At 43.5% G+C, this 12,628-nt stretch carries 12 protein-coding genes, 1 rRNA gene, 1 other RNA gene and 1 other annotated feature; of the genes, 11 read left to right on the top strand and 3 right to left on the bottom strand.

The features are described from left to right. Positions 1–93, top strand: a 5S ribosomal RNA gene (gene rrf / locus AC622_RS20050). A 495-nt stretch (positions 94–588) separates the two neighbouring features. Here rrf and AC622_RS20045 read toward each other — a convergent pair. After that, positions 589–1,551, bottom strand: coding sequence for a YaaC family protein (locus tag AC622_RS20045; protein ID WP_197089965.1), 963 nt, complete (start codon positions 1,549–1,551; stop codon positions 589–591). Positions 1,552–1,689: 138 nt separating this feature from the next. Here AC622_RS20045 and guaB point away from each other — a divergent pair, with 138 nt between their 5' ends. The 3 genes from guaB to serS all read left to right on the top strand — a co-directional run bounded on the left by guaB (position 1,690) and on the right by serS (position 6,232). Then, positions 1,690–3,153: an IMP dehydrogenase gene (gene guaB / locus AC622_RS20040; RefSeq protein ID WP_049672640.1), complete on the top strand. Its 1,464-nt coding sequence runs from the start codon at positions 1,690–1,692 to the stop codon at positions 3,151–3,153. A 114-nt stretch (positions 3,154–3,267) separates the two neighbouring features. Then, positions 3,268–4,590 (top strand): serine hydrolase, encoded by a 1,323-nt coding sequence (locus AC622_RS20035; protein WP_053103783.1) that lies wholly within the window; start codon positions 3,268–3,270, stop codon positions 4,588–4,590. Between the two features lie 66 nt (positions 4,591–4,656). Next, positions 4,657–4,892: a binding site (T-box leader), on the top strand. A gap of 50 nt (positions 4,893–4,942) precedes the next feature. Further along, entirely contained in the window at positions 4,943–6,232 is a 1,290-nt protein-coding gene (serS, locus tag AC622_RS20030) for a serine--tRNA ligase (RefSeq protein ID WP_049672639.1), read from the top strand. Positions 6,233–6,284: 52 nt separating this feature from the next. On the opposite strand, the gene AC622_RS20025 is transcribed toward serS, so the two are convergent. Both AC622_RS20025 and AC622_RS20020 read right to left on the bottom strand, forming a co-directional pair. Further along, a complete protein-coding gene (locus tag AC622_RS20025; protein ID WP_049672638.1) occupies positions 6,285–6,956 on the bottom strand; it encodes a deoxynucleoside kinase in 672 nt (223 codons plus the stop codon). Continuing rightward, positions 6,953–7,591, bottom strand: a complete 639-nt coding sequence (locus AC622_RS20020; RefSeq protein WP_049672637.1) for a deoxynucleoside kinase — start codon at positions 7,589–7,591, stop codon at positions 6,953–6,955. The genes AC622_RS20025 and AC622_RS20020 overlap by 4 nt, the downstream gene beginning before the upstream one ends. Positions 7,592–7,760: 169 nt before the next feature. Between AC622_RS20020 and tadA the strand changes: the two genes are divergently transcribed. The 7 genes from tadA to AC622_RS19990 all read left to right on the top strand — a co-directional run bounded on the left by tadA (position 7,761) and on the right by AC622_RS19990 (position 11,983). Continuing rightward, positions 7,761–8,270, top strand: coding sequence for a tRNA adenosine(34) deaminase TadA (gene tadA, locus AC622_RS20015; RefSeq protein ID WP_049672636.1), 510 nt, complete (start codon positions 7,761–7,763; stop codon positions 8,268–8,270). A gap of 92 nt (positions 8,271–8,362) precedes the next feature. Next, an RNA gene (ffs, locus tag AC622_RS20860) (signal recognition particle sRNA large type) lies at positions 8,363–8,627 on the top strand. A 131-nt stretch (positions 8,628–8,758) separates the two neighbouring features. Next, positions 8,759–10,456, top strand: a complete 1,698-nt coding sequence (gene dnaX / locus AC622_RS20010) for a DNA polymerase III subunit gamma/tau (RefSeq protein WP_049672635.1) — start codon at positions 8,759–8,761, stop codon at positions 10,454–10,456. A gap of 16 nt (positions 10,457–10,472) precedes the next feature. Further along, positions 10,473–10,796: a YbaB/EbfC family nucleoid-associated protein gene (locus tag AC622_RS20005; RefSeq protein ID WP_049672634.1), complete on the top strand. Its 324-nt coding sequence runs from the start codon at positions 10,473–10,475 to the stop codon at positions 10,794–10,796. Positions 10,797–10,807: 11 nt separating this feature from the next. Beyond that, positions 10,808–11,404, top strand: a complete 597-nt coding sequence (gene recR / locus AC622_RS20000; protein WP_049672633.1) for a recombination mediator RecR — start codon at positions 10,808–10,810, stop codon at positions 11,402–11,404. Between the two features lie 22 nt (positions 11,405–11,426). Then, positions 11,427–11,642 (top strand): YaaL family protein, encoded by a 216-nt coding sequence (locus tag AC622_RS19995; protein WP_049672632.1) that lies wholly within the window; start codon positions 11,427–11,429, stop codon positions 11,640–11,642. Positions 11,643–11,716: 74 nt separating this feature from the next. Continuing rightward, the gene (locus tag AC622_RS19990) at positions 11,717–11,983 is read left to right on the top strand and encodes a pro-sigmaK processing inhibitor BofA family protein (RefSeq protein ID WP_049672631.1); all 267 of its coding nucleotides are present in this window, start codon (positions 11,717–11,719) and stop codon (positions 11,981–11,983) included. The last annotated feature ends 645 nt before the right edge of the window (positions 11,984–12,628 follow it).

The following is a 12,628-nucleotide window of genomic DNA, read 5'->3' as shown; positions in this document are numbered from 1 at the left end:
CGAAGAGGCCACACCCGTTCCCATTCCGAACACGGAAGTTAAGCTCTTCAGCGCCGATGGTAGTTGGGGCTCACGCCCCTGTGAGAGTAGGACGTTGCCGGGCAAGCGAAACCAGTTCAGTAGTGAACTGGTTTTTTTGTGCTTTCATTTCGAAAGAGATTGTATCTATTAAAAGTGTAAAGGAAGCTCACCTGACTGACAGCAGGCATCTCCGATTGGGGAGAAGCAAGGAGGTCAAGGAGGCAAGTGAGGGAAGCACGGAATGTACGATGTACATGAGTACTGAGCGAGCGCGGCCGACGCCGAAATCCGCCGCTTATCGCCGGTCGGGTTCCGAACACGGAAATTAAGCTCGCGCGCCGATGGTAGTTGGGGCTGCGCGTCCCCTGTGAGAGTAGGACGTTGCCGGGCAAGCAGAAACCAGTTCAGTAGTGAACTGGTTTTTTGTATTTTCCGGACATTCAAAATGGCGTCATTAGGGTTTTTTAAAGATTTCACATAAAAAGCGAGATATCTCCTTGCTCAATACAAAGCATAAGAGAACCAAAATGATTTCCTGGGAAAAGATTACAAATTTTAATCTAAGCCTTAATAAAAATCCCCTTCTTTATCCTTCATCCAATCCCTGATAAGCAGAGGTATTTTGAACTCAGCTACCTCCATTAATCCTTTTATAAACGGTAGATCATGATGTCCCATCTCTTTAAACAGTTCGGTCCACCAGTCTATTTCATAGCGGGCAATCATACTGAGATTGTATAAAAGTAAATACATTACAAGCAGATCCGGCAGTTGTTGGCATGTCTCATCTTTCTGCAGGGAAAGTGTATACATATCTGAACGGCAGTCATAGCGAAAGGGCAGCCTCGTCCTTCTCTCATTCGTAAAAGACTCTCGTAAGCCTATTTTAAGTAACTTATCTTCTCCTGCCACTCTTTCGTAGTCTATAGGAAGCTGCCATTTCCCTTCAGCATGCTGAAGGAATCTCTCGAGTGTCATATGGTAATGGTCGAGTACTTCCTGGCCGATATGAAAAGCACCCTCCTGAAAGGATACGGTGAGATGAGAGGTTTGTCCCTTCATTCTGGTGAATAGTGTACTGAGTTCAGGAATCTCTTTTAGGAGAGTTATCATGGAATGTTTTTCTTCTGCAGGTTTCATGTGGAACATTTTGCTTGTTAGGTGGGTAAATAAGCCGTTTCTTTGTATTTTGACTTCATCCATGAGAAACTCATACTGTTGCTTCTTTTTTTTGCGAGTTGAGACACCATGGGCAAGGACAGCAGTAGTTTCTGGATAATTGGGGTCAAAGATGAGTACACATGCTTTTAGCAGATGGGTCAATCCATAATATAAGAGCAAGGGTTTAATTTGATCAGGTGTCATGGAAGCCTGTTTCAGATAGAGAAGCCCATTTTCTACATAGGAGATAAAAGGATAGCAATTCGAGAAGCTATATTGGGCAGCGTCGGATAAGTTTTGCTTTTGATAGGCCTTAAGCAAGTATTTTTGCGTATAGCTTGCAGAGTAGAATGGAAGGTATGTTTGCATATATATATCATCTTTATGGACCATGGAATCACCTTTAATTAATTTGAATTATCTTACAAATTGTTATTTCCTTGACACTAGTTTGTCCAATTGATAATCTACAAATAAATTTTTTTTTAGGAATGGAGGAAGGCAAGTATGTGGAACGATAAATTTTCCAAAGAAGGTTTGACCTTTGATGATGTACTATTAATTCCTGGTGAGTCAGAAGTCCTGCCGAAGGACGTATCTTTAAAGGTGAAACTTGCAGATAAATTAAACTTAAACATTCCTATTATTAGTGCGGGTATGGATACAGTAACTGAGTCAGGGATGGCTATTGCGATGGCAAGGCAAGGTGGCTTAGGCGTTATTCATAAGAATATGTCTATTGAACAGCAGGCTGAACAGGTCGATAAGGTTAAGCGTTCTGAGAATGGCGTTATTACTAGACCATTTTTCCTTACACCAGAGAATCAGGTATATGATGCAGAGCACCTAATGGGCAAGTATCGTATTTCTGGGGTACCAATCGTTAATAATACGGATGAGAAGAAATTAGTCGGTATTATTACGAACCGTGACCTTCGTTTCATTCATGATTATTCCATGTTAATTGATGAGGTTATGACAAAAGAAGATCTTGTTACAGCTCCTGTTGGAACTAGCTTAAAGGAAGCAGAATTGATTCTTCAAAAGCATCGAATTGAGAAGCTTCCACTAGTTGATGATGCAGGCGTATTACAAGGCTTAATCACGATCAAAGATATTGAGAAGCTTATTGAGTTCCCTAACTCCTCTAAAGACGAATATGGCCGTCTATTAGTTGCTGCTGCAGTAGGTGTAACAGCTGATACGATGAAACGTGTTGAGATGCTTGTACAGGCCGAGGTAGATGCAATTGTCCTAGATACAGCGCATGGCCATTCAAAGGGTGTTTTAGAAAAGGTTGCTGAAATTAAAGCAATGTATCCGGAGCTTACAGTTATTGCAGGGAACGTAGCGACAGCAGCTGGGACAAAAGCATTGATAGAGGCTGGAGCTGACGTAGTTAAGGTTGGTATTGGACCAGGCTCCATTTGTACAACTCGTGTAGTTGCAGGTGTGGGTGTTCCTCAAATCACAGCTGTATATGATTGTGCGACAGAAGCACGTAAGCATGGCAAAACCATCATTGCAGATGGCGGCATCAAATATTCTGGTGATATCGTGAAAGCACTTGCTGCAGGCGGCCATGCAGTTATGCTTGGAAGCATGCTTGCCGGTGTAACAGAAAGCCCAGGTGAAACAGAAATCTTCCAAGGCAGAAGATTTAAAGTTTACAGAGGCATGGGCTCAGTAGCAGCGATGGAAAAAGGTTCGAAAGACCGTTATTTCCAAGAGGATGCTAAGAAGTTCGTCCCAGAAGGCATTGAAGGACGTATTCCTTATAAAGGGCCATTAGCTGACACGGTTTATCAGTTGATTGGCGGCTTGCGCTCTGGTATGGGCTATTGCGGTACGAAGGATCTTGAACAGCTTCGTGAAAATACACAATTTGTGAAGATGTCCGGAGCTGGATTAAGAGAGAGTCATCCACATGATGTCCAAATTACAAAAGAAGCGCCAAATTACTCATACTAATAGGTTGAAATGATAGACAGGGTTTAGGACTCTGTCTATTTTTTTTGATTTGTTTGTGATACAATAACTAAGCGTTTAGACGACGACAAACAAAGATAACCAGGGGGGATATACTTGAGACAGGCAAAACAACTAACCTCTTTGCTTGCGGTGTTAACACTACTTTTGACATGTGTCTTTTCATTTCCAGCCAATAATGCGTATGCTGCTGAAGATGATGAATTAGGATTAAGTGCTGAAGCAGCCATTTTAATAGATGCAGAGACAGGACAAATCCTATATGAAAAAAATGCGGACAAGCTGCTAGGTGTAGCTTCCATGTCCAAGATGATGACGGAATACCTTGTTTTAGAAGCGATAGACAAAGGCAAAATTTCTTGGGATCAAAAGGTCACAATTGATGAGTATGTCCATAAGCTCTCGGCTGCGCCTGGTTTATCCAATATTGGGCTGACACAGGGCGAGACATATACGGTTAAGGAATTGTATGAGGCTATGGCAATTTTCTCCGGTAACGCGGCAACAGTAGCTCTTGCTCAGCTAGTCGGAGGAACGGAAAAGAACTTTGTGAAATTGATGAATGAAAAAGCGAACGAGCTTGGCCTAAAGGATTATAACTTCGTTAACTCCTCCGGCTTGAACAATAGCAGCTTGCTTGGGGAATACCCTGCAGGAAACGAAGATGATGAGAACTTAATGTCTGCTCGTGCAACAGCGAAGCTTTCTTATCAATTACTGAAGGATTACCCAGAAGTGCTTGATTATGCAAAGGTTCCTCGTTTGAAATTCAGAGACGGCCGCACATATGATAACTTCAACTGGATGCTCCCTGGACTAATTTATGAGTACGAGGGTGTAGACGGGTTGAAAACTGGTTCCACAGAATTCGCTGGAGCATGCTTCACTGCAACGGCTGAAAAGAACGGACAACGTTATATTTCTGTGGTTATGAAAACAGACAGCAAGAACTCACGTTTTACTGAAACGAAAAAAGTGCTCGACTATGCATTCAACAACTTTACAACAGAAGAGATCCTTGCAAAGGGATATCAAGATAAGAGCCAAAAAACAGTTGGCGTATCAAAAGGTAAAGAAGATTCTGTTGCAATCAAGACAAACAAAGCTGTCGAGCTGGTCGTGAAAAACGGCGAGGAAGAGAATGTTAAAACGAAGCTCGTTATCAATAAAGATAAGCTTGATGAAGACGGCAATCTAGTTGCTCCAGTCAAAAAAGGTGACAAAATTGGTTACCTAACAGTGGAGACTGACAATAATTATGGAACAATCACAGGTGACAGCAAAGGCGTTCGCGTTGATGTTGTTGCAGCTGAGACAGTTGAGAAGGCGAACTGGTTTGTGTTATCCATGAGAGCCGTTGGCGGTTTCTTCGGTGATATGTGGGGAAGCATTACTGGTGCTGTAAAAGGCTTATTCTAATTTTTTAGGTTTTGATTGAATATTTCCTACACATCGGTGTATGATAAATAATACAATGATGAATATAATAAGGCGTTGACGAGAACTAGTAGCTAGAACCTATATCTTCAAAGAGAGCCAGTGGTTGGTGCAAACTGGCGGTATACTCTAGCGAATCCATCTCAGAGCACGGCATGGAAACTCTCATACATTGAGAGGTGTAAATGTCCGTCGGGTTTAAGCCCGTTATCAATTTGAGGTGAAAAGCATTCGTATGCTTTTAACTAGGGTGGCAACGCGGAATAGAAACTTCCGTCCCTTTTTGGGACGGGAGTTTTTTGTATGTTTAAGACGTTTAAAGGAGGAATTTAGAATGCTTGATGTAAAACAATTACGAGCGAATCTTGAAGAAGTAAAAGTAAAGCTGCAGCATCGCGGCGAGGATTTAAATGATCTGGATAAATTTGAGGATCTTGATAAACGACGCAGGGAGCTTATTGTTGAAACAGAGCAATTAAAGAGCAGAAGAAATGAAGTATCCCAGCAAATCGCCATCATGAAGAAAGAGAAACAGGATGCAGATGCACTTATTAAGGAAATGCGTGAAGTCGGCGAGAAGATTAAAGGGTTCGATACAGAGCTGAGAACGATTGAGGAAGAATTAGAAAATATCATGCTCACCATTCCGAACATCCCTCATGACAGTGTTCCAGTCGGCGATTCTGAGGATGAGAACGTTGAGACACGTAAATGGGGAGAGGTCAGAGACTTTGGATTTGAGCCAAAGCCTCACTGGGAAATCGCAGCTGATCTTGGCATTATTGACTTCGAACGGGCTGGAAAGGTAACTGGAAGTCGATTCGTTTTCTATAAGGGTCTGGGAGCAAGACTTGAGCGTGCCCTTGCAAGCTTTATGCTGGACCTTCATGTGGAGGAGCATGGATATGTTGAAATGCTTCCGCCATACATGGTTAATCGTACAAGCATGACAGGCACTGGCCAGCTTCCTAAGTTTGAAGAGGATGCTTTCTTGATCAACAGCGAGGATTATTTCCTCATCCCGACAGCAGAGGTTCCTGTCACAAACTATCACCGTGATGAGATTTTAAACGGGGAAGAGCTCCCGATTAATTATGCTGCTTACAGTGCATGCTTCCGTTCTGAAGCTGGTTCTGCTGGGCGTGATACACGCGGACTTATTCGTCAGCACCAGTTCAACAAGGTTGAGCTCGTGAAGTTTGTTAAACCGGAAGATTCTTATGATGAACTAGAGAAATTGACAGGTCATGCGGAGAAGGTTCTCCAATTACTTGGCTTGCCATACCGTGTCTTGAAAATGTGTACGGCTGACCTAGGTTTCACAGCTGCGAAGAAATATGACCTAGAGGTTTGGATTCCAAGCTATGAGACATACCGCGAGATTTCTTCTTGCAGTAATTTCGAGGCCTTCCAGGCACGCCGTGCAAATATCCGTTTTCGTCGTGAGCCAGGTGCTAAACCAGAGCACGTTCATACGTTGAATGGATCTGGATTGGCAATTGGCAGAACAATTGCTGCCATTCTAGAGAACTACCAGCAGGAAGATGGTTCTGTCCTTATTCCAGAGGCATTACAGCCATACATGGGCGGCAAAAAAGCCATCACAAAAGAAAATGCTCAATAAGAGCTTAAATAAAAAAGGATGCTATAATGGCATCCTTTTTTTATATCGGTGATTAGATTTTGCGCAGCTTTTCTGATTGCTCCATATGCTCGGATACTTTATGCAAAATATCATGAATGGCATTTGGGTCCTCATTCAAGTCATATTCATTGATGTTGAGGCGGAGAATTGGGCAGGCATTAAAGGAATTAATCCATTCCTCGTACCGTTCGTGCATTTCTTTCCAATAATCAAGCGGTGTTTGCTGCTCCATTTCTCTCCCGCGAATCTGAATGCGTTTGATGATATCATCTAGAGAGCCTTCAAGGTAGATCAGTAAATCTGGATGAGGGAAGTAAGGTGTCATTACCATGGCCTCAAACAAGCTCGTATAGGTCTCGTAATCGGTAGGAGACATTGTTCCCTTGTCATAATGCATTTTCGCAAATATACCTGTGTCTTCGTAGATGGAACGGTCTTGAATAAAGCCGCCTCCATATTCGAAGATTCTCTTTTGCTCCTTATAGCGCTCAGCTAGGAAGTACACTTGAAGATGGAAGCTCCATCGGGAGAAGTCAGCATAAAAGCTATCGAGGTAGGGATTCGTATCAACCTTCTCGAAGGATGTTCGGAAGTCAAGTGCCTCCGCAAGGGCTTTTGTTAAAGTGGATTTTCCAACACCGACGGTTCCGGCTATGGTGATAACGGAATTCTTCGGAATGTGGTAGTTATGAAGGTGGCTCATGAACAAACTCCTTTTTGCAATTGATTGGATACAGACGTTAGGATGTAATCAAGATCATTTTTACGAAGGACAAAGTCAATCTCATCTCCGTTGAAGCGAAGAACCGGAATATCTGGGTGGGCTGCTTCGAACTCATTCATGAAGACAGCATAATCCTCTGAGAGCTGCTTTAAATATTGGTGACTGATATTCTTCTCAAACTCGCGTCCGCGCAGGGAAATTCGGTCAAGCAGGGTATCGAGACTTGCATCCAGATAGATGACCATATTCGGCCTTGGCATATCGGCAGTTAAAATAGAATAAATGTCCTTATATTTATCGAACTTTGCATCCTTGATCGTACGCTGGGCAAATATTAAATTTTTGAATATATGATAGTCTGCGACGACAGGCTTATGTTCTTGGATATACTTTAATTGAATATCCTCAAGCTGTTTGAAACGATTGCAGAGGAAAAACATCTCTGTTTGAAAGCTCCACTCCTCGATATCATCATAAAATTTGCCGAGGAAGGGGTTTTCATCTACGATTTCCTTCAAGAGCTTGAAATCAAGATGATTGGCAATCGCTTGGGCTAGGGTTGTTTTTCCGACACCGATTGGACCTTCGACTGTTATAAATGGAGTATTGGTCAAATTGGAGGCCCTCCTTATATATGAAAAAATTTTACTATGATAAAGACCGTCTTTTATTGTACCATATAGAAATATAATTTCGTTATTGTTTAATTTCATTCTTTATACCTAAACGCTGTGAAAGTGTGAATACATATATGTGAAAAAATGATGCAAGGGGAATAAACCGATGAACCAAGATGAACTTTTTATGGAGGCCGCAATTGAACAAGCCAAGCTTGCGCTGGAGAAAAGGGAAGTACCGATTGGAGCTGTCATAGTCAAGGATGGGAAAATTATCGCCTCTGCCCATAACCTTCGGGAAACCAATCAAAATGCCACAGCCCATGCAGAGGTGCTGGCTATTACGAAGGCGTGTGAAAAACTTGGGACGTGGCGGCTTGAGGGGGCGACTCTTTATGTGACATTGGAGCCATGTCCGATGTGTGCTGGGGCGCTGATCATGTCCAGAGTCGACAGAGTGGTGTACGGAGCGAAGGATCCAAAGGGCGGGTGTGCAGGTACTTTCATGAACCTGCTTGAGGATGAGCGCTTCAATCACCAATGCGAGGTACGTTCAGGTGTATGTGAGGATACTTGCGGGGGAATGCTGACATCCTTCTTTAAAGAATTACGTGAACGGAAGAAAAGGGAAAGAAAGAAGGAAGCCGAAACGGACATGCAGGAAAAGGAAAACTGACTCGATGGAGTGGGGATTGCTTTTTTTCATGTAAATGGTTATACTTATTTATGTGTCATTTACGGCACACCTAACTATTGGTTTCAAATTTGCCGTGCTAGGTGGGGAGGTAGCGGTGCCCTGTACTTGCAATCCGCTCTAGCAAGACTGAATTCCCTCCTTCGGTAAGTACTCTGTAAGGTCTGACCATTGTAAGTGGTGTTGACGTCTGGGTCCTGCGCAATGGGAACTTACGAACCCTGTCAGGTCCGGAAGGAAGCAGCAGTAAGTAAGAACTCCCATGTGCCGCAGGGCAGCCTGGGCCGAGCTAACTGCAATGGTTCCGCTTATGGATACTTATCAACGGAGGGTGCACGGCAGTTAATTTTACATATAGAACTTAAACCATTCTCACCACAGCGGAGGATGGTTTTTTTGTATGGATTGCCGTTTGTAAATACGGCCGATTACGATATAATAAAGGGGACTATGTAAGGGGGGCAAGGAAATTGGGATATCAAGCATTATACCGTGTCTGGCGTCCGCAATCCTTTGAGGATGTAATCGGACAGGAACACGTAACGAAAACGCTTCAAAATGCCTTGATGCAGCAGAAAATATCCCACGCTTATTTGTTCTCGGGTCCTCGAGGAACTGGTAAAACAAGTGCTGCCAAGATCTTGGCAAAGGCTGTGAACTGTGAACATGCTCCTGTCAGTGAGCCATGCAATGAATGTGCTGCCTGCAGAGGGATCACAGATGGTTCAATATCCGATTGTTTAGAGATAGATGCTGCCTCTAATAATGGGGTAGAAGAGATCCGGGATATCCGGGATAAAGTAAAATATGCACCATCTTCTGTTAAGTATAAAGTCTACATTATTGATGAAGTTCATATGTTATCGACAGGTGCCTTCAACGCCCTGCTCAAAACATTGGAAGAACCGCCGGCCCATGTCATTTTCATCCTAGCGACGACAGAACCGCATAAAATTCCTCTCACCATTATCTCTCGTTGTCAGCGTTTTGATTTCAAACGAATTACCCCGCAGGATATCGTCAGCCGAATGGAACGAATCTTACGGGAAAGCGGTGTTGAGTACGAAGAACAAGCACTTTCCGTCATTGCGCGAGCGGCTGAGGGCGGAATGAGGGATGCGCTAAGCTTGCTTGACCAGGCAATCTCATTCGGTTCTGACCGGGTGACAATGGAGGATGCCTTGACGGTTACGGGGGCTGTTTCTCAATCATTCCTGACCAAAATTGTTAAAGCAATTCATGAAAAGGATACAGCAGAAGCGCTCGGTCAATTGAAAGACTTGCTGGCAATGGGGAAAGACCCCGTCCGGTTTGTTGAAGATATGATCCTATTCTACCGGGACATGCTCTTGTTCCAGGCGGCGCCTGGACTGGAGGATTCCTTGGAAAGAGTCTATATAGATGATGATTTCAAGAGGCTGGCTGAAGGGATTGCTCCTGAGAGCCTGTACACATGGATTGATCAATGGAACCAATCCATCCAAGAAATGAAATGGTCGACCCATCCGAGAATTTCCTTGGAAGTACTCCTCGTGAAATTGTGCCAGTCCGATGCACCGGTAAAAGCGGCTTCGGGCGGTGTCGATGATGCTGCTGTGAAGAAGCTCGTCGAACGTATTAATCACTTGGAATCAGAAATCAACTCCTTGCGTTCCCAAGCACCAGGTGACCAAGGGATGACGCCGAAGGATAAGCCGAAGAAGGCAGCGGTCTCTAATCGATCCTTTAAAGTGCCTGTAGGACGTGTAAATGAAGTGCTGAAGAGCGCAACAAAACCTGCCTTAATGAAAATAAAAGGCAGCTGGGCAGAGATGCTTGAATCACTCAAACGCTCACAAGCTGCCCTTTTGAATGATGCAGAACCAGTTGCTGCCTCTGAACAGGCATTTGTGCTAAAATTCAAGTATGAAATCCACTGCCAAATGGCAATGAATAACCAGGAATTCATTTCTGGCCTGAAATCGACTCTTCTTCAAATCACAGGCAGCAGCTTTGACATTGTAGGTGTCCCAGAGGATGCCTGGAAGAAAATCCGGGAAGAATATGTTGCTAATCAAAAAACAGATAATGACGAAGAAAAGAGCAGTCAGGAACCTGCTGAGGAAGATCCGCTGATCGTCAAAGCAAGGGAATTATTTGGCGATGAGCTAGTGGAAATAAAAGAATAATTGGAGGGCTATACACATGCGTGGAATGGGCAATATGCAAAATATGATGAAGCAAATGCAGAAAATGCAAAAGAAAATGGCTGAAGCACAAGAAGAGCTTGGCCAAAAGAAAATTGAAGGAACAGCTGGCGGCGGCATGGTAACTGTCATCGTTACTGGGCATAAAGAAATCGTTGAAGTAAAAATCAAAGAAGAAGTGGTAGACCCGGATGATATCGAAATGCTTCAAGACTTGGTGCTTGCTGCCACAAATGATGCTCTAAGAAAAGCTGATGAGCTTACTAGCAGCACAATGGGCCAATTCACAAAAGGATTGAATCTACCGCCAGGCTTCATGTAAGGAGTAAGTAAATGCACTATCCTGAACCAATATCAAAGTTGATAGACAGTTTCATGAAACTGCCAGGAATCGGCCCGAAAACGGCTGCCAGACTGGCATTTTTCGTGTTAGGTATGAAGGAAGACACGGTTCTTGATTTCGCTAAAGCTCTCGTAAATGCGAAGCGCAATCTGACATACTGCTCTGTATGCGGGCATATTACTGATCAAGATCCTTGTTATATTTGTGAAGATAAACATCGCGACAGGTCCATCGTTTGTGTGGTGCAGGAGCCGAAGGATGTCATCGCTATGGAGAAAATGAGAGAGTTTAATGGCTTGTATCATGTTCTTCATGGAAGCATATCCCCAATGGATGGTATTGGGCCGGAGGATATTAATATTCCTGCCCTTTTAACAAGATTGCAGGATGAGACGGTTCAGGAGGTTATTCTCGCAACCAACCCGAATATCGAAGGGGAAGCCACTGCTATGTATATCTCTAGATTGTTGAAACCAACTGGGATAAAAATCACCCGTATAGCCCATGGGCTGCCGGTAGGCGGAGACTTGGAATATGCAGATGAAGTCACTTTATCAAAGGCAATAGAAGGAAGAAGAGAATTGTAGGATACAGCTTGGAGGGGACAGCGTGTTATTTCGAAGAAAAGGCAAGCTTCGCAGAGAATTCGACCAAAAGCTTATCCATGATATCGAGACGATGAAGGCTAACTGGTATAACCATAAGGGTTTGTTTGAGAAGAGCTTCGATCCATCTTTCGATACGATATGCCAAGCGAAGTTAAGTGAATTGAAGTACTATTATCTATTTAAAGAAGCAAAGAAACGGAATGTCTCTTTGCATTAAATATTTGCTCCCAGGGCTGTTCTAAATGAAGTGCTTGTCTCATAAAGTGAGGTAAACGCTTAGGAGGGATGGCTATGGAGCAAGGGGTATTCATTGCTGTTGCAATAGGCTTAATTCTGCTTTTGTTGATTGCCGGTGTGCCGCGTAATCCTCTGAAACAAATGGGGAGCCTGATTGCCAAGCTTGTGCTTGGCGCCGTTGCGTTATTTTTGATTAATGCAGCGGGAGGGAGCTATGGGATTCATATTCCTATTAATATCCCCACGACAATGATCTCAGGGATCTTAGGTATACCAGGAATGGCGGCTTTAGTCATTGTACAAAAATGGATTATTGGGTGATGAAAGTTAGGTTGTAAAAGACAACCTAACTTTTTTTATATAAACTATTGCACTATAGGAAAAAGGATGGTATATTAATAAACGTCGCTGCTGCTAGTGAGGCAGATGACGAAAAAAAATAAAAAAAGTCGTTGACAAAATGAAGCTGACTTGGTATGATGTTAAAGTCGCTGAAAACGACAACGAAACAGATTGTTCTTTGAAAACTAAACAAAACGAAACGCTAAGTAAGTCTTAAAATTTGAGAGTTTAACTCTCGTCAATGTTTTATTTTTAATAGCTAGATCAAACATCTTTTGGAGAGTTTGATCCTGGCTCAGGACGAACGCTGGCGGCGTGCCTAATACATGCAAGTCGAGCGAATCAGATGGGAGCTTGCTCCTGGATGATTAGCGGCGGACGGGTGAGTAACACGTGGGCAACCTGCCCGTAAGATTGGGATAACTCCGGGAAACCGGTGCTAATACCGAATAGTTTCTGATACCTCATGGTGTCAGAGGGAAAGTTGGCTTCGGCTAACGAGATCAGATGGGAGTCCTGGATGATTAGCGGCGGACGGGTGAGTAACACGTGGGCAACCTGCCCGTAAGATTGGGATAACTCCGGGAAACCGGTGCTAATACCGAATAGTTTCTCTCATCTCAT

The organism is Bacillus sp. FJAT-27916 (assembly GCF_001183965.1).
GTDB lineage: Bacteria > Bacillota > Bacilli > Bacillales > Pradoshiaceae > Pradoshia.
Note: the sequence above shows the minus strand (reverse complement) of the source record. Positions and strands in the feature narration are given on the sequence as shown.

Excerpts from the sequence above, each read along its gene's own strand:
- AC622_RS20045 (WP_197089965.1), bottom strand. The coding sequence starts at position 1,551 with ATGCAAACATACCTTCCATTCTACTCTGCAAGCTATACGCAAAAATAC.
- guaB (WP_049672640.1), top strand. The coding sequence starts at position 1,690 with ATGTGGAACGATAAATTTTCCAAAGAAGGTTTGACCTTTGATGATGTA.
- serS (WP_049672639.1), top strand. The coding sequence starts at position 4,943 with ATGCTTGATGTAAAACAATTACGAGCGAATCTTGAAGAAGTAAAAGTA.
- AC622_RS20025 (WP_049672638.1), bottom strand. The coding sequence starts at position 6,956 with ATGAGCCACCTTCATAACTACCACATTCCGAAGAATTCCGTTATCACC.
- tadA (WP_049672636.1), top strand. The coding sequence starts at position 7,761 with ATGAACCAAGATGAACTTTTTATGGAGGCCGCAATTGAACAAGCCAAG.
- AC622_RS20005 (WP_049672634.1), top strand. The coding sequence starts at position 10,473 with ATGCGTGGAATGGGCAATATGCAAAATATGATGAAGCAAATGCAGAAA.
- recR (WP_049672633.1), top strand. The coding sequence starts at position 10,808 with ATGCACTATCCTGAACCAATATCAAAGTTGATAGACAGTTTCATGAAA.
- AC622_RS19990 (WP_049672631.1), top strand. The coding sequence starts at position 11,717 with ATGGAGCAAGGGGTATTCATTGCTGTTGCAATAGGCTTAATTCTGCTT.